The sequence below is a fragment of the Nigerium massiliense genome, from assembly GCF_000826085.1.
Taxonomy (GTDB): Bacteria; Actinomycetota; Actinomycetes; order Propionibacteriales; family Propionibacteriaceae; genus Propioniciclava; species Propioniciclava massiliense.
Map to the genome: position 1 here is coordinate 385,767 of NZ_CCYM01000003.1, position 22,554 is coordinate 408,320.

At 70.4% G+C, this 22,554-nt stretch carries 24 protein-coding genes; 16 read left to right on the plus strand and 8 right to left on the minus strand.

Annotated elements, in window-relative coordinates; genetic code table 11:
* The first annotated feature begins 4 nt into the window (after positions 1-4).
* The 6 genes from BN1187_RS08170 (at position 5) to BN1187_RS08195 (ending at position 4,488) form a co-directional block, all read left to right on the plus strand.
* Positions 5-670: a class I SAM-dependent methyltransferase gene (locus BN1187_RS08170; RefSeq protein ID WP_040160745.1), complete on the plus strand. Its 666-nt coding sequence runs from the start codon at positions 5-7 to the stop codon at positions 668-670.
* A 98-nt stretch (positions 671-768) separates the two neighbouring features.
* Positions 769-1,227, plus strand: a complete 459-nt coding sequence (locus tag BN1187_RS08175; protein WP_040160747.1) for a hypothetical protein — start codon at positions 769-771, stop codon at positions 1,225-1,227.
* A gap of 42 nt (positions 1,228-1,269) precedes the next feature.
* Positions 1,270-1,701 (plus strand): Fur family transcriptional regulator, encoded by a 432-nt coding sequence (locus BN1187_RS08180; protein WP_040160749.1) that lies wholly within the window; start codon positions 1,270-1,272, stop codon positions 1,699-1,701.
* A gap of 76 nt (positions 1,702-1,777) precedes the next feature.
* Positions 1,778-2,311: an RNA polymerase sigma factor gene (locus tag BN1187_RS08185; protein ID WP_052462510.1), complete on the plus strand. Its 534-nt coding sequence runs from the start codon at positions 1,778-1,780 to the stop codon at positions 2,309-2,311.
* Positions 2,308-3,303, plus strand: coding sequence for a hypothetical protein (locus tag BN1187_RS08190; RefSeq protein ID WP_040160751.1), 996 nt, complete (start codon positions 2,308-2,310; stop codon positions 3,301-3,303). The genes BN1187_RS08185 and BN1187_RS08190 overlap by 4 nt, the downstream gene beginning before the upstream one ends.
* Before the next feature lie 57 nt (positions 3,304-3,360).
* Positions 3,361-4,488 (plus strand): winged helix DNA-binding domain-containing protein, encoded by a 1,128-nt coding sequence (locus BN1187_RS08195; protein ID WP_052462511.1) that lies wholly within the window; start codon positions 3,361-3,363, stop codon positions 4,486-4,488.
* 63 nt (positions 4,489-4,551) lie between these two features.
* Here the strand turns inward: BN1187_RS08195 and BN1187_RS08200 are convergent, their stop codons facing one another.
* Both BN1187_RS08200 and BN1187_RS08205 read right to left on the minus strand, forming a co-directional pair.
* Positions 4,552-6,048 (minus strand): DUF1846 domain-containing protein, encoded by a 1,497-nt coding sequence (locus BN1187_RS08200; RefSeq protein ID WP_235750642.1) that lies wholly within the window; start codon positions 6,046-6,048, stop codon positions 4,552-4,554.
* A gap of 150 nt (positions 6,049-6,198) precedes the next feature.
* Positions 6,199-7,893: a BCCT family transporter gene (locus tag BN1187_RS08205; RefSeq protein WP_052462512.1), complete on the minus strand. Its 1,695-nt coding sequence runs from the start codon at positions 7,891-7,893 to the stop codon at positions 6,199-6,201.
* A 295-nt stretch (positions 7,894-8,188) separates the two neighbouring features.
* On the opposite strand from BN1187_RS08205, the gene BN1187_RS08210 reads away from it, so the two are divergent.
* Genes BN1187_RS08210 through BN1187_RS08220 form a run of 3 tightly spaced genes read left to right on the plus strand, consistent with a single transcriptional unit; the run spans position 8,189 to position 11,273 of the window.
* Entirely contained in the window at positions 8,189-8,971 is a 783-nt protein-coding gene (locus tag BN1187_RS08210) for a (Fe-S)-binding protein (protein WP_040160753.1), read from the plus strand.
* Positions 8,968-10,608, plus strand: coding sequence for a LutB/LldF family L-lactate oxidation iron-sulfur protein (locus BN1187_RS08215; RefSeq protein ID WP_082034605.1), 1,641 nt, complete (start codon positions 8,968-8,970; stop codon positions 10,606-10,608). Before BN1187_RS08210 ends, BN1187_RS08215 begins: the two co-directional genes overlap by 4 nt.
* Positions 10,605-11,273 (plus strand): LutC/YkgG family protein, encoded by a 669-nt coding sequence (locus tag BN1187_RS08220; protein WP_040160755.1) that lies wholly within the window; start codon positions 10,605-10,607, stop codon positions 11,271-11,273. The genes BN1187_RS08215 and BN1187_RS08220 overlap by 4 nt, the downstream gene beginning before the upstream one ends.
* Here BN1187_RS08220 and BN1187_RS08225 read toward each other — a convergent pair.
* Complete coding sequence (locus BN1187_RS08225) at positions 11,251-12,213, minus strand: DMT family transporter (protein ID WP_040160757.1); 963 nt, start codon at positions 12,211-12,213, stop codon at positions 11,251-11,253. The two genes, BN1187_RS08220 and BN1187_RS08225, sit on opposite strands and share 23 nt — an antisense overlap.
* Before the next feature lie 160 nt (positions 12,214-12,373).
* On the opposite strand from BN1187_RS08225, the gene BN1187_RS08230 reads away from it, so the two are divergent.
* Positions 12,374-12,832: a Fur family transcriptional regulator gene (locus BN1187_RS08230; RefSeq protein WP_040160759.1), complete on the plus strand. Its 459-nt coding sequence runs from the start codon at positions 12,374-12,376 to the stop codon at positions 12,830-12,832.
* A gap of 64 nt (positions 12,833-12,896) precedes the next feature.
* Positions 12,897-14,438 (plus strand): catalase, encoded by a 1,542-nt coding sequence (locus BN1187_RS08235; protein ID WP_052462513.1) that lies wholly within the window; start codon positions 12,897-12,899, stop codon positions 14,436-14,438.
* Positions 14,439-14,640: 202 nt separating this feature from the next.
* Here the strand turns inward: BN1187_RS08235 and BN1187_RS08240 are convergent, their stop codons facing one another.
* Positions 14,641-15,198 (minus strand): mycothiol transferase, encoded by a 558-nt coding sequence (locus BN1187_RS08240; RefSeq protein ID WP_040160761.1) that lies wholly within the window; start codon positions 15,196-15,198, stop codon positions 14,641-14,643.
* A gap of 100 nt (positions 15,199-15,298) precedes the next feature.
* On the opposite strand from BN1187_RS08240, the gene BN1187_RS08245 reads away from it, so the two are divergent.
* Complete coding sequence (locus tag BN1187_RS08245) at positions 15,299-16,249, plus strand: helix-turn-helix transcriptional regulator (RefSeq protein WP_040160768.1); 951 nt, start codon at positions 15,299-15,301, stop codon at positions 16,247-16,249.
* Between the two features lie 503 nt (positions 16,250-16,752).
* Here the strand turns inward: BN1187_RS08245 and murJ are convergent.
* A complete protein-coding gene (murJ, locus tag BN1187_RS08250) occupies positions 16,753-18,438 on the minus strand; it encodes a murein biosynthesis integral membrane protein MurJ (RefSeq protein ID WP_147675094.1) in 1,686 nt (561 codons plus the stop codon).
* Between the two features lie 78 nt (positions 18,439-18,516).
* Positions 18,517-19,476 carry a helix-turn-helix transcriptional regulator gene (locus tag BN1187_RS08255; RefSeq protein WP_040160769.1) on the minus strand — a complete coding sequence of 320 codons (960 nt, stop codon included), beginning with the start codon at positions 19,474-19,476 and terminating at the stop codon, positions 18,517-18,519.
* A 69-nt stretch (positions 19,477-19,545) separates the two neighbouring features.
* Between BN1187_RS08255 and BN1187_RS08260 the strand changes: the two genes are divergently transcribed.
* The 3 genes from BN1187_RS08260 to BN1187_RS08270 are packed head-to-tail and all read left to right on the plus strand — an operon-like array spanning position 19,546 to position 21,373.
* On the plus strand, positions 19,546-20,163 hold the full coding sequence (locus BN1187_RS08260; RefSeq protein ID WP_052462515.1) for a GNAT family N-acetyltransferase: 618 nt from the start codon (positions 19,546-19,548) through the stop codon (positions 20,161-20,163).
* A 20-nt stretch (positions 20,164-20,183) separates the two neighbouring features.
* Positions 20,184-20,816 carry a mycothiol transferase gene (locus BN1187_RS08265; protein WP_072042022.1) on the plus strand — a complete coding sequence of 211 codons (633 nt, stop codon included), beginning with the start codon at positions 20,184-20,186 and terminating at the stop codon, positions 20,814-20,816.
* Positions 20,813-21,373: a cysteine hydrolase family protein gene (locus BN1187_RS08270; protein WP_040160772.1), complete on the plus strand. Its 561-nt coding sequence runs from the start codon at positions 20,813-20,815 to the stop codon at positions 21,371-21,373. Before BN1187_RS08265 ends, BN1187_RS08270 begins: the two co-directional genes overlap by 4 nt.
* Here the strand turns inward: BN1187_RS08270 and BN1187_RS08275 are convergent.
* Both BN1187_RS08275 and BN1187_RS14315 read right to left on the minus strand, forming a co-directional pair.
* The gene (locus tag BN1187_RS08275; protein ID WP_147675095.1) at positions 21,354-21,665 is read right to left on the minus strand and encodes a hypothetical protein; all 312 of its coding nucleotides are present in this window, start codon (positions 21,663-21,665) and stop codon (positions 21,354-21,356) included. The two genes, BN1187_RS08270 and BN1187_RS08275, sit on opposite strands and share 20 nt — an antisense overlap.
* 108 nt (positions 21,666-21,773) lie before the next feature.
* Entirely contained in the window at positions 21,774-21,995 is a 222-nt protein-coding gene (locus BN1187_RS14315; protein WP_147675096.1) for a hypothetical protein, read from the minus strand.
* On the opposite strand from BN1187_RS14315, the gene BN1187_RS08280 reads away from it, so the two are divergent.
* Positions 21,994-22,467, plus strand: coding sequence for a DUF305 domain-containing protein (locus BN1187_RS08280; protein WP_147675097.1), 474 nt, complete (start codon positions 21,994-21,996; stop codon positions 22,465-22,467). The genes BN1187_RS14315 and BN1187_RS08280 overlap by 2 nt on opposite strands.
* Positions 22,468-22,554: the final 87 nt, after the last annotated feature.

Sequence of the window (22,554 nt, forward strand, 5' to 3'; positions counted from 1 at the left end):
CGCGATGACCGAGCGCGACGCCGTCCGGGACGCCTACGACGCCGTGGCGGACACCTACGCCGACTTCTTCGCCGGCGTGGTGCCGGAATCGCCCGTCGATCTGGCCCTGATCGCCCACTTCTGCGCGCTGCTGCCCGCCCCGCGCGACGTGCTGGATGCCGGCTGCGGCCCCGGCCGGATGCTGCCGCTGCTGGCCTCCCGCGGTTGCCGGGTACGCGGCCTCGACCTGTCGCCGCAGTTCGTCCGCCGTGCCCGCGCCGACCACCCGGGCTTCGACGTCACCGTCGGCTCGCTGACCGCGCTGCCCTACCCGGACGCCTCCTTCGACGGCGTCTTCGCCTGGTACTCCACGATCCATAGCCCGGACGCCGACGTCCGGGCCTTCCTCGCCGAGGCACGACGCACGCTGCGTCCGGGCGGGCACGTCTTGCTGGGGTTCCAGTCCGGGGACGGCACGGTACGCGACGTCGGGCAGGCGTTCCGCGACCGCGGGCACGACGTCGTCCTGCTGCGCCACCACCGCCCCGTGGACGCCGTCGTCGCCCTGGCCGAGGAGGCCGACCTCGAGGTCGTCCTCCGCTTCGAGCGGGCGCCCCTGGTGTCCGAGGCCGACCCCCAAGCGGCCGTCGTCGCGCGACGCGTCGCCCTCGCACAGGGCGCCGTCCCCTGAACCGTCCCTGGTCTGAACCCAGGGGTGGCTTCCGCCGCCCCGCACCGGGCTACGATCCAGCGGGGCGCGGGGCCCCAGCTCGATCGACAGGAGCACGAATGAAAGCGATCACGCCGCTCACTGCGGCGGGGGCGGCCCTCGCCGGGCTCGCGATCCACGATCTCACCCAGCGCCGGCACGCGGTGCTGCGCAACTACCCGGTCCTCGGCCACATGCGTTACCTGCTCGAAAGCATCCGTCCCGAGATGCAGCAGTACTTCATCGAGCGCAATTGGGACGGCCGCCCCTTCGACCGGGACGTCCGCACGATCATCTACGAACGCGCCAAGGGCATCCATGGCGAGCAGGCGTTCGGCACCGAGCGCGACGTCAACGAGGTCGGCTACGAGTGGCTCGTGCATTCGGTCGCGCCGGTACCGCAGCTGAAAACGCCGCCGATGGTGATGGTCGGTGGCCCCGCTTGCTCCAAGCCCTACCCGATGGCGCTGCTCAACGTGTCGTCGATGAGCTTCGGCGCGCTCAGCCCCAAGGTGAAGGAGAGCTTCGAAAGCGCCTGAGCCGCCGCCGCGCCGTTCCTGGCGCTGGTCTAGCCTGACGCCGTGGACGCCGACCAGCTTCTCGCCCGCGCCGCCGCCGACCTGCACGCCCGCGGCGAGCGGATGACCGTGCCCCGGCGGGCCGTCCTGCAGGCGCTGGCCGAGAGCCCCGGACACCGCACCGTCGAGGAGATCGCCGCCGCCGTCGCCGAGCGCGACCCGGCCGTCGCCCGCGCGAGCGTCTACCGCAGCATCGACGCCTTCGTCGCGCTCGGCATCGTGGCGCACGTCCACGTCGGGCACGGGACGACCGTCTACCACCTCGCCGCCGACGACCGGGTGTACGCCCAGTGCCGGCGCTGCGGCACCCTCGTCGCCCTGCCGACGGGGGTGCTGGCGTCCGCGGGCGAGGCGTTCGCGGAGGCGCACGGCTTCACGCTGGACCCGACCCACGTCGCCCTGTCCGGGGTCTGCGCCCGATGCGCGGCGTCCTGAGGGCCGCCGTAGCGCCCCCGTCGCGAGGTTGTGGCGCGGCCCTGTCATGATCGCCGGTGGCGGGGCACTACCGGGTGTGAGCACCTACTCCACCGAGCCGGCCTTCGGTGCCATGTTCGAGGCCACCAGCGCCCGCGTCTACGCCTACGCCCGACGGCACGCGGACGCGGACACGGCCCCGGACGTCGTCGCGGAGGTCTACCTGATCGCCTGGAAGCGTCGCGACAAGGTTCCCGACGAGCCGGTCCCCTGGCTGATCGTCACGGCGCGCAACGTGCTGCACCGGCACTGGCGTACGCGGTCCCGACAGCAGCGGCTCGCCACCGAACTCGCCGGCATCGAGGCGCTCGCCACGGCGTCCTCAGCCGACGGTGACGACCGGCAGGCGCTCGTCACCGCCTTCAGCCGCCTCAGCGAGGCCGACCGGGAGACACTCCTGCTCGTCGGCTGGGACGGCCTCACCCCGCAACAGGCGGCCGGCGTCGTCGGCTGCTCGCCCAACACCTTCGCCGCGCGGCTCTCTCGAGCCCGACGCCGCCTCACCGACCAGACCGAGGGACGCGCCACCACGTTGCGCGCTGCTCCCCTGCCCCAAGGAGACTCACTATGAACCTCATCGATCGCACCAAGCCCACCGATGACCGCCTTGAGCGGCTCTGGACACCAGAGCAGCGCGACAGGGCCCTCTCCCACGCCTTCGCGGGCCGGTCCGCCATGCCGAACCCGCACCGCCGCTGGCCGTTGGCGGCCGCGGCCTGCGTCATCGTCGGCGGGCTGGCGGCCGCCCCCGCGCTCGTCCCCGGCTGGCTCACCCCGCCGGCCGCCGCGGCCGATCTCCAATTGCTGGGCCGCTCCGTCGAGAGCAGGCCGGCGCAGGCCTGGTCCGACGGACAGTTCCTCCGCGTCCGGTCGGTCTCGACGCAGGACAGCGAGCCGATGGCCGGCTCCGAGGACGTCCACGAGCGCATCTCCTTCGACGACTTCCACGCCGCTGACGGATGGACCTGGTCCGACCGCGTCGTCAACGGCAGGTCTGAGCGGTACATCTTCTCGCCCAGCTGGGGTTGGAACCGGCCCGGCTACGCGGCCACCATGCCCACCGAACCGCATCTGTTGGACGCCTTCCTGCGTGCCCGGGTGACCGGGTCGACCTCCCCCGACGAGGCCGTCTTCGTCGCCGTGGGCGACATGCTGCGCCAGGAGGCCGCCCCCGCGACGGTCCGCGCTGCGGCCATCGGCGTCCTCGGGCTCAACCCCAAGGTCACCGTGCAGAAGACCACGGATCCCCGAGGCCGCCAGGCCCTGAAGGTGACGTTCGTCGATGAGAGAACCCGGCCCGGCATGATGCAGTTCCTCTACCTCGATCCCGTGACCGGGCTGCTGCTCGGCAGCGGCAACCTGAGCGACGGGCTCCGCTACGAACTCGTCGTCACCGACCGCGAGGTCGTGGACGCCCTGCCCGCCGACGTGGCCCGCACCCTGGGCACGGACAAGGTCGCGAAGGAGGTCATCGACGGGCGAACGCAGACGATGGAGGAGGAGACGCCCGTCGATCCGACCCCCGGCCCCGTTCCGACCTACACGGTCACGCCCCAGCGCTGAAGGTCCCTAGCCGGCGGCGTGATCGACCCCGCTCGCGCCGCCGTTAGGGTGACGTCCATGGACCTCACCTCGGCCCGCGGCCGCCGGATGCTGGCCGAGCTGCGGCTCGTCGCGCAGGGCGTCATCGACCGCCCGTTCGCCCGGCCGGTGGACGCCGCCCGCCACCTCGTCTGCGCGCAGGGCCAGCACGTCCCAGGCGTCCTCGCGGCGCTCGCCCTGCGCGCGAGGCGTCCGACGATCGACGACGTCTTCGCCGACTTCGCGGCGGGACGCCTCGTGCGCAGCTATCCCATGCGCCAGACGGTCTTCGCCGTGGCCGCCGAGGACGTCGCCTGGCTCACCGACCTCACCGGGCCGCGCCAGTTGCGGGCGGCGGCGACGCGCCGCGACGAGCACGGCCTCACCCGGACCGACCTCGACCGCGCGGCCGACACCATCCGCTCTTTCCTGGCCGACGTCCCCGGCCATACGGCGTCCCGCGACGAACTCGCCGCGACGCTGGAGGCGTCCGGGCTCGACCTGACGAGCGGGCGCCGCTACCACGTGATCTTCACGCTGATGGCGGCGGGCGTCCTCGTCTACGGGCCGTTCCGCGGCCGCGACCACCTCATCGTGGACGCCGCCACCTGGCTGCCCGCCGGCAACGGGCTCGCCGAGCGGTTCGGCGGCGACGAGACCGCCGCCGTCGCGCACTGGCTGCGCCGCTACCTACTCGGCCACGGGCCCGCGACCGTGCGCGACTTCGCCTGGTGGACCAAGCTCCCGCTCGGGGTGATCCGCGCGGCCGCGCCCGCAGCGACCGGCGGGCTCGAGGTGTACGGCCAGGACGCGGGCGAAGACCTGTGGGGGCCGCCCGGGCTGATCGAGCGGCGCGCCGCCCTGGGCGCGTCGGTCTCCCGAGCGCTGCTGCTGCCGGCGTTCGACGAAATCGTGTTGGGCTACCCGAACCGCGAGCTCATCGTGGCGTCCGAGCACCACCCGCTGCTCGCCCCCGGAAACAACGGGATCTTCCGCGCGACCGTGCACCGCGCCGGACAGATCGTCGGCACCTGGTCGCGGACGGGGTCCGTCAAGCGTCGGTCCCTGACCGTCGCGCCGTTCGCGCCGCTGTCCGCTACCGCCGAGCGCGAGATCGCCCGCGCGGAGGCGTCCTACCCCGCGGAAGTTTCCTACTCCGCGGGGTAGGAAACTCCGCTCGGCCGGCCCCGCGACCTCCCAGGGGCGCGCGTCCCGCGTCGCGGTCCGGGCTCAGCGCTTCCGGTACAGCCCCTTCGATTGGTAGACGGGCTCGCTGGTGACGTTCACCCCGAGGTTGCGGAAGATCCCCTCGTCCACGGTGCCCAAGATGGTCGTGGTGTGCACGTCGCAGCCCTGCAGACCGTTCAGCTCGTCGAGCGCGCGCCGCGCGTTGTCGTCGGTGTTCGCGCTCACGGCCAGGGCGATCAGCACCTCGTCGGTGTGCAGCCGCGGGTTCCTGCTGCCCAGGTGCTCGGTCTTCAGCCGCTGGATGGGCTCGATGTTCTCGGTGGCGAGCAGCTTGACGTCCGGGTCGATGCCGGCCAGGGCCTTGAGCGCGTCCAGCAGCATCGCGGAGCAGCAGCCCAGCAGCGCGGACGTCTTACCGGTCACCACTTGTCCGTCCGGCAGCTCGATTGCGGACGCCGGCGCCTTCGTCTTCTTCGCCAGCGCCAGGGCCGGGCTCACCACGGGCCGGTCCGTGGCGCTGATCCCGAGCTGCCCCATCAGCAGCGCAACCTTGTCCGACAGCGCCGGCTCCAGTTCGTCGCGCTTCTCGTCCACGAGCGCCTTGTAGTAGCGCCGGATGATCTCCTGCTCGGACGCCCGCCGGCACACCGCGTCATCGCTGATGCAGTTGCCGGCCATGTTCACGCCCATGTCCGTCGGCGACTGGTACGGCGACGAGCCCACCATCCGCTCGAACAGCAGGTTCAGCACCGGGAAGATCTCCACGTCGCGGTTGTAGTTGACCGCCTGCTCGCCGTAGGCGGCCAGATGGTAGGGGTCGATCATGTTGACGTCGTCCAGGTCGACCGTCGCCGCCTCGTAGGCGACGTTCACGGGGTGATCGAGCGGCAGGTTCCAGATCGGGAACGTCTCGAACTTGGCGTACCCCGACGCGATGCCGCGCCGGTGGTCGTGGTACAGCTGCGACAGGCAGGACGCCATCTTGCCGCTGCCCGGCCCGGGCCCGGTGACCACGACGAGGTCGCGGGTGGTCTCGATGTACTCGTTGCGGCCGTAGCCGGCGTCGCTGACGATCGTGGCGACGTCGTGCGGATAGCCCTTGATCGGGTAGTGCCGAAACACCCGCAGCCCCAACCGCTCGAGCTTGCGCTTGAACGCCTTGGCCTGGCGGTTGTCGTCGGTCATCCGGCTCAGGACGACGCTGCCGACGTGCAGCCCATAGCCCCGGAACGCGTCCACGAGCCGCAGCACGTCCGCGTCGTAGCCGATGCCGAGGTCGGCGCGCACCTTGTGCCGGGCGATGTCAGCCGCGCTCACGACGATCACGACCTCGACGTCGTCGGCCAGTTTCTCCAGCATCGCGATCTTGTTGTCGGGGGTGAACCCGGGCAGCACGCGGGAGGCGTGGAAGTCGTCGAACAGTTTGCCGCCGAACTCGAGATACAGCTTGCCGCCGAACTGCCGCCTGCGCGCCTCGATGTGCTCGGACTGGAGGGCGAGGTATTTCTCCCGGTCGAAGCCGATCTGATGCAAGTCCACTCACCCATCTCCAGGAGGACACGGCCCGGACGCGGGCCACGACGCCGCCCGAGACTACCTGAGCGGGCCGCCGTCAAGCGACGCCCGTCCGCACCTCGCCCCGGCGTCCACGCGGGACGGCCGGGGCGCCGGCGAACGGAAAGGCGCCGGTCAGCGCCGCCGGTGCGACAAGGTGTCGACGACCTGGTCGGTGACCCGGTCGACGAAGGCGTCCGAATACTCCTCGGCGAACTCGCGCTGGCGGGCCTTGCGTTCCAGCCGCTCGATCGCCGTGAGTTCCCTGCGCAGTTCACGCCAGACCGACACCATCATGCCGATCATCACGACCGAGAACGGCGCGGCGGCCACCAGTGCGAGTGCCTGCAGCCCTGCCATGCCCGCGCTGTCGCCGCCGGAGGGCAGCGCCACCGCGATGAGCGCCGCGGCGATGAGGCCGGACGCCGACGCCCAGAACACCCGCGTGATCCGCGGCGGCTGCGGGTCGCCGCCGTGGGCGATCATGTCGACGACGAAGGCGCCGGAGTCCGCCGAGGTGATGAAGAAGATCGTCACCAGCAGGATCGCGATGCCTGACAGCAGTGGGCCGGCGGGCAGGTTGTTGAACACGTCGAACAGCGCCGTGTCGGGGTTGATGGTCCCGTCCGGCTGACGCAGGTCGAGACCGCGCAGCACCATCTGCGAGATCGCGGTTCCGCCCATGACGGTGAACCAGATGATCGTCACCAGGGTCGGCACCAGCAGGACGCCCGTGATGAACTCCCGGACCGTACGCCCCCGGGAGATGCGGGCGATGAAGACGCCCACGAACGGCGACCAGGAGATCCACCAGCCCCAATAGTTCACCGTCCAGCCGTTGAGCCAGGCGGCGCCGGCGTCCCCGTAGAAGGGCAGCGTCTGGAACGAGAGGGAAACGAAGTTCGACAGGTAGTAGCCGATGCCCGAGACGAAGTCGCGCAGCAGGAAGACCGTGGGGCCCAGCGCCAGCACCGCGACGAGCAGCACCGCCGCCAGCGTCAGGTTGGCGTTCGAGAGCATCTTGATGCCCTTGTCGACGCCGGACGCGGCCGACAGCGTCGCGAGCCCCGTGATCGCCACGACCATGACGATCTTCAGCCACTGCATGTCCCCGGGCACGAGGCCGAGGTGGGCGAGGCCGGCGAAGATCTGGTTCACGCCGAAGCCGAGCGACGTGGCGATGCCGAAGATCGTGCCGATGACGGCGGTGATGTCCACGAGGTCGCCGGCCCAGGTGTCGGTGTACTTGCCGAGGACCGGCTCGAGCGCCCACCGGATCGAGATCGGACGCCCGCGGCGGTGCGCCGCGTACGCGACGGCCAGCCCGACGACGACGTAGGTGGCCCACGCGTGGAGCCCCCAGTGCAGCAACGTCTGTCCCATGGCGCGCTGCGCCCGGGCGGGTCCCTCCAGGTCTTGGGCGTTCGGCGGGATGGTGCCCTTGCCTGCGAAGAAGCTCAGCGGCTCCGCGGCGCCCCAGAACACCAGGCCGATGCCCATGCCCGCGGCGAACAACATCGCGAACCACGAGAAGGTGCTGTACTCGGGCTCGTCGTCGTCCCTGCCGAGCTTGACGTCGCCGAAGCGGGAGACCGCGACGACGATGCTGAACGCCACGAAGACGGTGACGACGAGCACGTAGTACCAGCCGATGGAGTCGACGACGGCGCCGTTGATGCCCGAGACGACCGCGTCGAAGGCGTCCGGGAGCAGCAGCGCGAACAGGACGGCCAGCAGGATGATGCCGGCCGAGACGAAGAAGACGGGTTTGGACAGCGCATACCGGCGCGGGATGTCCGTCGGGTTGGATCGATCAGGGGTGCCAGCCACACATGCTTCTCTCTACGAGGCGAACAGGGTGGCGTCCGGAGGGGGCCGGGCGCAAAAACTCGTTCACCGTAGTCGGCTGAACGCCCCTCCCCAAAAACATCGGGTCTTGTCGTCGCTGGGTTTCAGCACCCGCGCGTCCCGTGAGACCCGGACAGAGCCCAGCTGACGGGTGCCGCGCCGGCATGCACGAACGGGGTGTCGCGGGCGGTGCGGACGTCGTACAGTGCTGAGTGGGAAATGCGGCGTCCGGCGAGACGGCATCCGGGCCCGGATCCCACGATCGAGGAGGAAACGCATGGGTCAGATCGAAGCGGTGGGTGCGGGAAAGCGGGTAGCGCTGTTCGCCACCTGCGTGAACGAGGCGATGTTTCCCGGCACCCCGAAGGCGGTCGTCCAGGTGCTGGAGCGGCTCGGCTGCACGGTGGAGTTCCCCTCGGAGCAGACGTGCTGCGGGCAGGTGTTCAGCAACTCGGGCTACTACGACGAGACGCTGCCGCTGATCCACAACTACCTGCGCGCCTTCGAGGGCTACGACTACATCGTCACCCCGTCCGGCTCCTGCACCGGATCGGTACGCGACCAGCACCCGATGCTCGCGCGACGAACCGGGGACGCCGATCTCGTCGCCCGCGTGGACGCCATCGTCGCCCGCACCTACGACCTCCCCGAGTTCCTCGTCGACGTCCTCGGCGTGACGGATGTGGGAGCGTATTTCCCGCACCGCGTCACCTATCACCCCACCTGCCACTCCCTCCGCATCACGAAGGTCGGCGACAAGCCCTACCGGCTGCTGGAGGCCGTCCGCGGCATCGAGATCGTCGACCTCGAGGACGCCGACCGCTGCTGCGGCTTCGGCGGCACCTTCAGCATGAAGAACCCGGACGTCTCCGTCGCGATGGCCGCCGACAAGGCGCGGCACGTCGGCGACACCGAGGCGGAGTTCCTCGTGGCCGGCGACAACTCATGCCTGTTGAACATCGGGGGCGTCCTCGCCCGGCAGAACAGCGGCACCAAGCCCATCCATCTGGCGGAGATCCTGGCCTCCGTCGAGCCCACCCTGACGGGAGCGCAGCGATGACCGACACCCAGACCACCCCGGACGCGTCCCCCACCGGGCCGAGGCCGCTCAAGCTGGTCACCCAGAACAACCACGGCCGGGCCCGGCTCACGCCGGCGCCTCCCGAAGGCGAATTGATCGACTCCCCTCCGTTCCCGGAGGCGGCGCGGCGCGAGCTCGGCCTGCCCGTCCAGCGCACCAACCTGCGCCACGCGATGACGGCCATCCGCACCAAGCGCGCCGACGTCGTCGCCGAGCTCGACAACTGGGAGGACCTGCGGGCGGCCGGCGCGGCGATCAAGGACGACGTGGTGCGTCACCTCGACCGCTACCTCGTTCAGCTCGAGGAATCGCTGACCCGGGCGGGAACCGTCGTGCACTGGGCTCGGGACGCCGCCGAGGCCAACCGCATCGTCGTCGACCTGGTCAAGGAGCGCCTCGTCGACGAGCCGTACCAAGAGGTCGTCAAGGTCAAGTCGATGGCCACCCAGGAGATCGAGCTGAACGAGGCTCTCGAGGACGCGGGCGTCGCCGCCTGGGAGACCGACCTCGCCGAGCTGATCGCGCAGTTGGGTCACGACCGGCCCAGCCACATCCTGGTACCGGCGATCCACCGCAACCGCGGCGAGGTCCGCGAGATCTTCACCACCGAGATGGGCAATTACGGCAAGCCGGCCCCGGCCGATCTCGATTCCCAGCCGGTCAACCTGGCGAACGCATCCCGGGAGCACCTGCGCGAGAAGTTCATGCGCGCGCACGTGGCCATCTCGGGGGCGAATTTCGCGGTCGCCGATTCCGGGACGCTGTGCGTCGTCGAATCCGAGGGCAACGGGCGGATGTGTCTGACCCTGGCCGACACGCTGATCTCGGTTGTGGGCATCGAGAAGGTGGTGCCGACCTTCGCCGACCTGGAGGTCTTCCTGCAGCTGCTACCCCGCAGCTCCACGGCCGAGCGGATGAACCCGTACACGAGCCTGTGGACCGGGCCCACCGACGGCGACGGCCCGCAGGACATGCACGTGGTGCTCGTCGACAACGGCCGCACGAACGTGCTCGCCGACCCGGTCGGACGCGACGCGCTGCGCTGCATCCGCTGCTCGGCCTGCCTCAACGTCTGCCCGGTCTACGAGAAGGTCGGCGGCCACGCGTACGGCTCGGTCTACCCGGGCCCCATCGGCGCGGTGCTGACGCCTCAACTGCGCGGGACGGCGTCCAGCGTCGACCGGTCGCTGCCGTTCGCGTCCAGCCTGTGCGGGGCGTGCAACGAGGTCTGTCCCGTGAAGATCCCGCTCGCCGAACTGCTCGTGCACATGCGGCACAAGGTGGTCGAGTCGAAGAAGGCCGATCCGCTCGTGTCGGCGAAGGGGCTTGGCCTGCACGCCGAGCCGGCGCTGATGAAGTCGGCGTCCTGGCTGTTCTCCGACGGACGCCGCTGGAGCGCCGCGCTCGGCGCCGAGGCGACCGTGGGCGGCAAGGTGCTCGGCCGCGTGACCGACCACTTCGGTCCGCTGCCGTGGCCGCTGAGCAAGTGGACGAACGCGCGCGACGTCCCGATGGTGCCCGACGAGACGTTCCGGCACTGGTTCGAGCATCGCGGCGACAGGCCCGACGCCAAGGGCCGGGAGCACCTGGCGTCCGAGGAAGGGGACGCCCGATGAGCGAGAACAGCTCCGCCCGCGACGCCGTGCTGGGCCGCATCCGCGAGGCGCTCGCGGATGTCCCGGCGGACGAGCCGAAAACCAGCCAGTGGACCTACGGGCGCCCCACGGCCATGCCAGACGTCCTCGACCGCTTCGTCGAGCGCGTCGCCGACTACGAGGCGACGGTTGTCAGGCTGCACGACGGGTCGGACGATGCCATCGGGCGCGCGCTCGTCGAGGGCCTGGCCACGATCGGCGTCCACGACGTCGTCGTGCCGCCCGGGCTGCCGCAGCCCTGGCGGCAGGCCATCGCGGACGCCGGCGTCGAGGTCGTGGACGACGACCCGCCCCTCTCGCGGGAACGGCTCAACGCCATCGGCGGGGTCGTCACCGCCGCCCGGGTGGGCGCGGCCGAGAGTGGGACGATCATGCTCGACCATGCCGCCGACCAGGGCCGTCGCGCGCTCACCCTCGTGCCGGACGTCCATGTGTGCGTCGTCCGCGCCGACCAGGTCGTCTCCGACGTTCCCGAGGCGGTCGAGCGGCTGCAGGACTCGGTGGCGCAGCGGCGTCCGATCACCTGGGTCAGCGGCCCGTCCGCCACCAGCGACATCGAGCTCAAGCGCGTCGAGGGCGTCCACGGCCCCCGCACGCTCTACGTCATCGTCGCCGGCCGGCCGTGACGAGGGCGGCGACCAGCGTCAAGGCGGCCCCGGCCACGGTCGGAAGGCCGAGGTGCCCCGCGGAGGTCGGCGCGAAGGCGTCCAGGGCGACGGAGCCGACGATCTGGCCCGCGATCATCGCCATCGCGAGCGTCAGGACGCCGAGCGGCTCAGCCAGGTGCGCCGCGAGCGCGATGTAGGCAACGCCGATGGGGCCGCCTAGGTAGAGCAGCGGGTTCGCCGGCAGCGCCCCGGCCGGCGGCCCGACGATCAGGACGTGCGCTGCTGCGACGACGGCCAGCAGCGCCGTCCCGCCGAGGAAGTTGACGAGCGTCGCGATGAGGTAGTGGCCCGACCAAGCGGTGATCCGGCCGTTGAACGCCTGCTGGAAGCTCGTCGCGATCCCCGCGATCAGCGGCAACGCCAGCAGGAGCCACGTGACGTCGGCGCGCAGGCCGCCCGTCATGGACAGCGCCACGGCCGCGATCATCAAGCCCGCGCCGACCAGCCGGTTCGCCGACAGCGGGCGCGGCCCGCCCGGCGAGATCCCCGCCTTGTCGACGACGAGTCCGGCGGCGGTCTGGCCACCGACGAGACAGATGATGAACAGGGCCACCCCGATCAGCGGGACGGCGAGGGTCTGGCCCAGCACCAGCAGCGCGCCGCCGAGCCCGCCGAGGAGGTAGAACCAGGGGAACCTGCCGCCCCGCACGTCGCGGGCGAGTTCACCCGCCTTTCGGCGCAGGGACGGCGAGCTCGCCACCAGCACCGTCGCCAACAGCAGCCCGATGGTGAAGCTCAGCACCGCCGAGACGAATCCGTCGCCGATCTCCACGGCGAGGCGGCCATTGAGCTGGGCTTGGACGGCCCCACCGACGCCCGCGAGAACGGCCGCCGGCAGCGACCAGAGCGGCGCGGTCTTGCGTCTGTGCGCCTCGGGGGCGCTGGAGTCATGGGTCACGGGCCCACCCTAGGGTCGCTGGGCGTCGTCTGATCCGGGCGCCCACCGGGCGGCGGCGTCCGACATCTCGGCCGCCGTTCGGGGTCTGTGACCCAACAGCAACATTTCTGGACTCAGGTGCTTTCTTGAGTAAGTCCAGAAACGCCGATAGTGTGAAGGCATGTTGAGCCACGAGGACGCCCCGCAGTACGAGGACGACCTCCGCGCGGCCGGGCTGCGCGTCACGGCCCCGCGTCTGGCCACGCTGGCGGTGGTCGAGGAGCATCATCACGCGGACGCCGACCTCGTTGTGAGCGAGGTCCGCCGTCGTCTCGGATCGGTCTCCAAGCAGGCGATCTACGACGGCCTCGGCGCCCTGAGCGACGCGAGCCTGCTGCGCAAGGTGAACGTCGACGGACGCCGCACCCGCTACGAGCTGAACCGCCACGACAACCACCACCACTTCGCCTGCCGCCGCTGCGGACGCCTCGAAGACGTCCCGTGCGCCGTCGGGAGTGCGCCGTGCATCGTCCCGAGCGACGTCCCCTTCTCCGTCGAGGGCGCCGACGTCGTCTACCGCGGCCTGTGCGCCGCGTGTCTCCGCGCCGAGGCGACCCCCGAGGCGATCGCCTCCCCCTGATCTCCCACCATCCCCCCGGTGGGAAGAAACCACCTTGTCAGTGTCGAACGAAAGGAACAGGCAGATGACCAAGTTCGATCCGTCAATCCCGTCCACCACCGAGTCCGGAGCGCGCCGCGAGTCGGACGCGAACTCGCTCAGCGTGGGCCCCAATGGCCCGCTGATGCTGCACGACGTCGCTCTCGTTGAGAAGCTCGCCCGCTTCGACCGCGAGCGCGTCCCGGAGCGCAGCCCGCACGCCAAGGGTTCCGGCGCCTTCGGCGAGTTCGTCGTGACGCAGGATGTCTCGCAGTACACCAAGGCGAAGTTCCTGCAGCCGGGCGTCAAGACCCGCATGCTGGCCCGCTTCTCCACCGTCGCCGGCGAGCTCGGCTCCCCCGACACCTGGCGTGACGTCCGCGGCTTTTCGCTGAAGTTCTACACCGAGGACGGCAACTTCGACATGGTGGGCAACAACACGCCCATCTTCTTCGTCCGCGACCCCATGAAGTTCCCCGACTTCATTCACAGCCAGAAGCGCATGCCCGATTCCGGCCTGCGCAGCAACAACATGCAGTGGGACTTCTGGTCGCTGTCGCCCGAGTCAGCGCACCAGGTCGCCTACCTGATGGGTGACCGTGGCATCCCGAGCAGCTGGCGCCACATGAACGGCTACTCCTCGCACACCTACATGTGGGTCAACGAGGCCGGGGAGAAGTTCTGGGTCAAGTACCACTTCCACACCGACCAGGGCGTCGAGAACCTCACCAACGAAGAGGCCGGCCGCATCGCCGGTGAAGACGCCGACTTCCACCGTCGCGACCTGTTCGACGCCATCGAGCGCGGCGACTACCCGTCGTGGACGCTCAGCGTGCAGATCATGCCGTACGAGGACGCCAAGACCTACCGGTTCAACCCGTTCGACCTGACCAAGACGATCTCGCACAAGGACTACCCGCTGCACGAGGTCGGCCGGTTCACGCTGAACGAGAACCCGGAGAACCACTTCGCCCAGATCGAGCAGGCGGCCTTCAGCCCGTCCAACACCGTTCCGGGCACCGGCGTCTCCCCCGACAAGATGCTGCTCGGCCGCGTGTTCTCCTACCCGGACGCGCACCGCAACCGCATCGGCGTCAACTTCAACCAGCTGCCGGTCAACGCGCCGATCGTGGCGACCAACTCCTACGACAAGGAGGGGCAGATGCAGTACCACCACAGCGGCAACGCGCCGGTGTACTCGCCGAACTCCTACGGTCGTAGCTTCCAGGACGAGCAGGGCACGGTCGACAACGGCTGGGAGACCGACGGCGAGCTCGTCCGCGCGGCCTACACGCTGCACGCCGAGGACGACGACTTCGGTCAGGCGCACACCCTGGTCCGCGACGTCTTCTCCGAGGAGGAGCGCGAGCGCCTCGTGGAGACCGTCGCCGGCACGCTGATCCCCGACGTCGAGGAGCCCGTCCTCTCCAACGTGTTCCAGTACTGGCGCAACATCGACCAGGAGGTCGGCGAGCGCATCGAGAAGGCGTACCACGAGAAGAAGGGCCCGCAGGTCCCGGGTGGCGATCCCAAGGACGGCGAGGCTCACAACCCCGTCCCCGAGGAGAACTCCAACGCGGCCAAGTGACCCGCTGATGGGCTCTGACGAGTCCTGATCGAACGGCCCGTCCCCATGGAGGGGGCGGGCCGTTCGCCTGTTCAGGGTGCCGGCGCCGCGGCGAGAAGCCCCTCCAGGGCCTGACGGAAGCGCTGCGCGGATCCCTTCCCCCGCACCGCCGCGGACGCCTCGAGCCGGTGAACCGCGCCCGCCGACGCCGGCGGGGTCGTCCTCACCATGAGCCCGGCTCGATACCGTCGGCGAGGTCGTTGAGCTCGTAAGATCCCAAGCCGTCGATGGTCTCGCGGATGATGTCGGCGTGACCCACGTGCCGGGCGACCTCGGCGGTGATGTGCGTCAGGCACCAGCGAGCCTCCCAGTGCGTGAGCTCCTTCGGGAACCAGGGCGCCTCCGGGACGGGCACCGGCGCCGACAGGTCGGTCACCGCATCGAAGTTCTCGGCGGTCAGCTCGACGCAGCGGTCGAACTCGGCGAGGGCGTCCTGCAGCGTCATGTCGCCATCGACGAGTTCCTCGAGCATCGTGTCGCCGCCGTGGCGATCGGGGGTGGGTTCGCCGGGCGCGGCTGCTGCCATGGCCGACCAGTGGGCGCCCACCTCGCCGGCATGGCGCAACAGCCCGATGAGGTTGAGGTCGGACGCGCTCGGCGTCGCGTACGCCTGCTCGTCGCTCAGGCCGTGGACGGTGGTGCGCATCTGCGCGAGCTGCTGAAGGGCGAACGTCTTCAGGACGGCGAGTTCGCCGGAGGCGTTCGGGGTGAGGAAGGACATGATCGGCTCCTATCGTGTCGGCCCGGGCTCCCGGGCGCTGCGCCAAGCGTGAACCACGATGCGGACAGATACTGTCCGCAGTGCTTGAGATGATGGACCCATGAGCGATCCGACCACCCGCGCCCTCACGCTGTTGGGCCTCTTGGAGTCCCGGGCGACGTGGGCGGGTCCCGAGCTCGCGGAGCGCCTCGGCGTCACGACGCGCACCGTCCGTCGCGACGTCGAGCGATTGCGCAGCCTGGGCTACACCGTGGACGCCGAGGCGGGCGCCGAGGGCGGCTATTCGCTGGGACGGGGCCAGGTGCTTCCGCCGTTGTTGTTGGACGAGGAGGAGGCCGTCGCCGTGACGCTGGGCCTGGTCGCCGAGGCCGTGCAGCGCGTCGGCGTCCACTCGGAGGCGGCGCAGCGGGCACTCACCAAGATCGACGGCGTCACGCCCGGTCCCCTGCGGCACCGCCTGCGAGGGCTGCGGGACGCTCTGGTGCTGCCAAGCGGTCCTCCGGTCGTCGACGGAGACCTGCTGATGACCTGCGCGGACGCCGTCCGCCGCCAGGTCCGGCTCACCTTCGGCTACACCGACCGACGCGGCGTCGTCACGACGCGGACGGTGGAGCCGCATCGGCTGGTCTCCCGCGGCCGGGGTTGGGTGCTCGTCGCCTGGGACCGCGACCGCGCCGACTGGCGGACCTTCCGACTCGACCGATTGCGCGACGCCGAGGTGACCACGTGGCGCTTCTCCCCTCGCCCCGGCCTGGACGCGGCGCTGGCCAGGCTGGACGGACCCATGCCCGCCTCGGCCTGGCGGCATCGCGTCGTCGTACACGTGCATGCCCCGCTGGCTGCGGTGGCCGCGAGCCTGCCCACCGAGGTGCCGCGGCTGCGGGCCCTGGACGAGCACACCACGGAGTTCACCAGCGGGGCGGACGACCCGGCGACCGCCGCCCGGTGGATCGCCGCCATCGATCACGAGATCACCGTGGTCGGAGACGAGGCGATCCGGGCGGCGGTGGGAAGCCTGGCCGCCCGGCTCACCCGATCGGTAAAGGCATGAACCCGGGTCTGCAGTCATCATGCCGCGCGGTTCGTCGCATAACCGGAGGCGCTGAGTTCTCTGTCCCGCGAACAACCGGCCAAAGGCGTCCCCCACCGTCCGCCGCGGAACCCGCTTTTCGAGAACGACAGCGCGTCCCGCCCGAAGGCCATCGAAAACATAACGGGATTATCCTGCCGCTAGACGAAGTGCCACTATGTGCATAACTCGCTGACAACGGCTTTTAGCGCCCCGGGGACCGTGGGCTCGGCGCTGGTGGCAGGATAATCCCGTTATGGCCGTCGAACCCGCCGAGGCGAGTTGTCGTGGCGCCTCAGCCGCCCTGGGCCAACCAGCGATGGCGTTGGCTTCGGGCTGACCATGAGCCGCGGTGCCCGCGCGCGGGGTCAGCGGGGGCGCGAAGACAATCACCGGACCAAGCGAAGCCGCTCCCCGCGCGGGGTCAGCGGCATTGCCGATGCTTTTATCAAGGTCAACAACAGGCCCGGGGTCCCCGCGCGGTGTCAGCGGTAGAGCGGCTCGGCGTCCTCGGGGATCGCGGGCACCAAGAAGCGCCCGGCACGCCCCAGGAGCCAATTGAGCTCCCAGACCCGGAAGATGCGGACGGTGACGAGCAACCCGACGCCGAAGATCGCCGCTCCGAGCACCAGAAGGACGAGGGCGTGCAGCGCGCCGCGTTCCCACACGCGGCCGATCCATTCCACGGCGAACCACGCCGGCAACGCCGCGAGCACGGACGCGGAACCCAGGCGCAACGCGATCGAGCCGAGCCGGCGGAGCGGCAACCCCCCGAGCCGCCTCTGCACCGACCACAGGAACACTACAGCTGCGACGCCGTTGCTCACGGTCTGCCCCAGGCTCACGGTGTAGACCGCCACCGACGCAGGCAGCACGAAGATCAGTCCAGCGACGAGCAACTGGATGCCGGAGACGATGAGCTGGAAGCGCAGATACTGGCGGCCGTCCTCGCGCGCGGTGGCGAACCGCTGCTGGAGCCCGGCGACGGCGAACGGCACGAGCCCCAGCGACATCAGCGAGAATGACCAGGCGATCGCCCGCACGGACGGCTCATCGAGGCTCGGGTTCAGCAGCTTGCTCCCCGGGTACGCGAGCGCCACGGCAGCCGCCGTCATCGGCAGCATGGCCAGCAGCGGCAGGACGAGGCCACGCACCACATCATTGCGGACGGCGCCGGTGTCGCCATCCAGGGAGGACCGGGTCATCCGCGGCAGCAGGGCCGTCAAGATCGACACCGTGACGATGCCGTGCGGAACCATGAAGATCGTGAACGCGAAGGCGTAGACCGTGATGTTGGGCACCAGTTGTCCGGCCAGCCGCGCCCCCTCGCTCACCGTGTTGATGGCGGCCTGGGTGACGACGCCGCTCAGCTGGGCGATGATGACGGCGACCATCATCAGGGTCGCCACGGTCCCGGACGCGCGGAACCCGTGGCCGCGGAAATGGAAGTTGGGACGGTAACGAAGCCCCGCGGCGTGCACGGCGGGCACCAGCGCCAGGGCCTGGACGGCCACGCCCAGCGTCGACGTGCCGGCCAGCAGCCAGATCATTTCCGGCGTCCACTCCTGCGGCGGGGCTTGACCGGTGAACAACGCCAGGAACGCGATCATGCCGACGATCTGGACGAGGTTGGCCAGCGCGGGCGTCCACATCACCAGGCCGAACCGCCCCTGCACATTGAGCACCTGCGACCAGACCGCGTAGGCGGCGTAGAAGAAGATCTGCGGCAGGCAGAGGTAGGCGAAGGCGACGCCGAGGACCAACGCGTCCCCCCGTAGTCCCATGAGTTGCATGAGCGGCCCCGCGAGCGCCGTCGCCAGTAGGGTGACCAGCGTGATGAGCCCGAAGCACCCGGTGAGAAGGGCGTTGATGGCGTCCGACCCTCCCCCGTCGCGCTTCAACGCGCGGGTGATCTGCGGAATCAGGATGGCCGTCAGCACCCCTGAGCTGAGCAGGATGAAGATCGTGTTGGGGAGCGTGTTGGCAGTGTTGAACGCGGACGACGTGCCGCCCAGGCCACCGATGCAGGCGCCCAGCAGCATGTTGCGGACGATGCCGAGGACGCGGGAGACCATCGATCCGGACGCCATGAGCGCGCTGGCGCGTCCGAGCGAGGACGGCTTCGATGCGGGGACGTCGCCCGAGGGGTCATCGGCGGAGGGCACAGTCACCCGGGACAGTCTGCCACCGGGGACGCGGATTCCCGGGGATCTGCCGCCACCGCGGTGACCGCGGCTTCCCGGAAGCGATCAACGGGCGGCGGCGTCCAGGCGTGCCGCCAAGTCGCGCGCGGCGTCCCGCATCTCCTCGCCGCCCAGCACGCGCCACGGAACGGGGATGGGCGCCAGCCGCTCGCACAGGAACAGCCACGGGTTACGGGTGGAGCCGCGCAGCTCGCAGCCTCCCTCGACGGCGACGAGGGTGCCGCTGGCCGAGCCGAGGCGCGGGGCGACCTCGTCCGGAGGAGCCTCGATGAAGACACGCACGTCGTAGCGCCACCCCTCGCCCAGCGCGCGCTCGAGCGCCTCTCCGGCGTCGAGGCCGTCCGGGATCACACAGCGCTCCTCGACCATCCGCGCCTCGATGATCCGGTCGATCCGCAGGGTCCGCACCGCATCGGCGTGGTGCGCCCGGCACAACAGGTACCAGCGCCCGTGGCGCACCACGAGCGCCCAGGGATCCACCCGCCACGCGCGTTCGTTGCCCTGCTCGCTGCGGTAGGCGAGCTCGAGCACCTGGGCGCGGGTAATGGCCCCCACGACCGTCGTGGTGACGGCCGGCTGCGGCAGCGGGTCGGGGGCACCCGTGCCCGTCGCTGAATCCCGGACGCCGGCGGCGACCTGGCGCGCCGGTGCCGGCAGAGCGCGGATCACCTTGTCGAGGGCGTCCATCCGCGGGTCGCTGCTGCGGCGGCCGGCGGTGACGGAGAGCACCGACGTCACCAGGGCGATCGCCTCGTCCTCGGTGAACACCACCGGAGCCAGGCGCGCGCCGCGGCCGAGCCGGTAGCCGCCGAACCGCCCCCCGGTCGACTCGATCGGGACGCCACCGTCGCGCAGCGTCGCCACGTAACGGCGCACGGCGCGCTCACTCACTCCCAGCCGCTCCGCGAGCGCCGCGGCGGTGATGCCGGGCCGATCCTGGATGGCTTCCAGCGCGCGCAGCGCCCGAGCCACCGGGGTGGCCTCGGCGGCGAGCTGGGTGGGCATGCAGAAATTCTAGAACTCTCGCGGTCTTCCCGGACGCCGATCGTCCGGGACCGCGTTTAGCGTCGACTCATGAGCTACTCCGTCGTCCCGCTGGGGCCCGACACCTGGGACGCGTTCGCCGGCCTCGTCGAGCGCAACAACGGCATCTTCGGCGGTTGCTGGTGCATCGGGTTCCACCCCGAGTGCGGCCAGCGCATCGACCATCGGGCCGCCAAGCGCGATCGCGTCCTGTCCGGCACCGCCCATGCGGCCTTGGTGCTCGACGAAGACGGTCTGGCTCAGGGCTGGGCGCAGTACGGCGACCCGGAGGAGCTGTCCGGCATCAAGCACAAGCGTGCTTACGCCAAGGCGCCTCCCCCTCCCCCAGACTGGCGCATCACCTGCATCTTCGTCGACAAGGGCCACCGCGGGCAGGGCATCGCCCGGCTGGCGCTGGAAGGTGCGCTGTCCCTCATCGGCCGGGCCGGCGGCGGACGGGTCGAGGCGATCAGCGAGGTGACCGCGGGGCGCGTGGCGCAGGGCCGGTTTCTGTTCAGCGGCACCGCCGAACTCCTGGCCGAGCAAGGCTTCGAGCAGGTACGCCAGGTCGGAAAACACGCCTGGATCATGGCGCGCAGCGTCGAGCCCGCGACGTCGCCTCCCGGCTCAGAGGGCCGGGCCGCGCTCTCCACCCAAGTCCACCCCTAACCACCGCGAGAGGAACCACGATGACCGACGACCCACGCCCGTGGGAGCCGCCGCTGGCCGGCTCCGAGGCACAACACCTGACCGGCATGCTCGACCGCCTGCGCTGGACGTTCCGCTGGAAGGCGGACGGCCTCGACCACGAAGCGCTGAACCGGCGCCTCCCCAGCTCGGCGCTGACGATCGGCGCGTTGCTCAAGCATCTCGCCAACTGCGAGGACGACATCTTCAGTTGGCGCATCGCCGGCCAGCGACCCACCGCGCTCCTCGACGCGCCCGACGACATGGAACTCGACGCCTGGCAGTTCGACGCCTCGGGCGACGACCCCGGCTGGCTCTACCGCCGGTACGACGAGTCGGTCGCGCGGTCCAGGCGGACGCTGGCCGCGATCGTCGCCGAGGGACGCCTCGACGAGCCGGGGCATCTCACGTTCGGAGACCAGCGGCCCAGCATCCGTCGGTATGTCTGCGACCTGATCGAGGAGTACGGACGCCACACCGGCCACGCCGACCTGATCCGCGAAGCGATCGACGGGCGGGTAGGTGAAGATCCGCCCGAGGGCTGGCGTCCGACCGGCCCGGACGACCCGCAACCGACACCGTCCGAGACAGCCACCGAGAACACCGCCCCAGCCAACGAGAGGAACGACTCATGAGCACGCTCGACAAAGACCGCACCGCACTGCTCGTCATCGACGTCCAGAACGGCGTCGTCGCCCAGGCCGAAGACCGTGACGGCGTCATCGGACGCATCAGGGGGCTGGTGGACAGGGCGCACGCCGAAGACGTCCCCGTCGTCTTCGTGCAGCACTCCGACGAGGAACTCGCCGAGGGTTCCGACGCCTGGCAGATCGTCGACGCGCTCCGTGCGGAGGCGCAGACCGTCGTCCACAAGCGGTACGGCGACGCGTTCGAGGACACGAACCTCTCCGATGTGCTCAGCGAGGCCGGCGTCGGACGCCTGGTCGTCACCGGCGCGTCCACGGACGCCTGCATCCGCTGCACGCTGCACGGCGGGCTCGCGCGCGGCTACGACGTCACGTTGGTGACCGACGCGCACACCGCCGAGGACATGGCGCAGTGGGGTTCTCCGATCACCGCCCGTCAGGCGATCGACTACGCGAACCTGTACTGGAGCTTCACTCGCGCCCCGGGCCGGACCACCGAGGCTGTCCCGGCTGCGGAGGTGGAGTTCATCGGCGGCGCCGCCTGATCTGTCGTCCTGCGAGCATCGTCACGGCCTTGCAGGCCACCCCGACGGCAACGGCGGTCACGCCGGCGGCCCACGCGGGGGCCTGCAGGCCGTTGCTCACCGACAGCCAGGCGAACACGCCCGCGCCCAGCGCGATGCCGGTGCCCACGGACGACCACCACCCCTGGGAGTCCATGAGATCGGGGCGCTCCTCGCCCTCCGGCGTGCCCACGCGCAGCGCCCACACCAGCACGAGCGCTAGACCCACGCTCGCGAGCACCGCCACGATCCCGGCCACCACGGTCTGCTGCATGCCCTCAGTCTGCCAGCCGACCGTTGCCGGATCCGCGGACGCGGCACCGACCACGCGAGCGACAGGCCCCATTTGCGTATACCCCCTTGGGGTATCAGCGAAGGTGCGCTAGAACGAATACATGACTGATTTCAGGCGAACCCTCCTCGCGTCGTCGATCGCGGCGCTCCTCCTCGTGGGCGGCTGTTCCGCCCAACCGTCCGCGTCGCCGAGCGTGGACGCCGACCACCCGTCGTCCACGTCGACGGTCGCCTCCTCGGCGTCCCCGGAGCCGACCAGCACACCGGCCTCCGCGACACCGACGGGGTCCGCCTCCCCGAAGCCCTCCATGACGTCGACTGCCCACAGCCAATCCGACGTCGAGTTCGCGCAGATGATGATCCCCCACCACCGCCAGGCCGTGCAGATGAGCGACATCATCCTCGCCAAGGGCGGCATCCGTCCCGACGTCCGGTCCCTCGCCGAACAGATCAAGGGTGCGCAGCAGCCCGAGATCGACCAGATGACCTCGTGGCTGCAGGCGTGGGGGGCGCCCACCGAGATGCACCACGGCTCCGGCGAGACCATGATGGACGGGATGCTGTCCGAACAGCAGATCCGCGAGCTCGAGGCCGCCGACGCCAAGCAGGGCCAGAAGCGCTACCTCGAAGGCATGATCGAGCACCATCAGGGCGCGGTCGAGATGGCCCGCAAGGCGCAGCCCACCTCCCAAAGCCCCGACGTGAAGCAGCTCACCCAGTCGATCATCGACAGCCAGAACGCCGAGATCGAACAGATGCGCGGCATTCTCAAACAGCTCTGAGTACTGCCAAAACATTTTTCGTTTGCCATGGCCCGGAACCGCTGAATCAATAACTGTTGTCGACTTCTGCGCTACCTATTGCGGTTT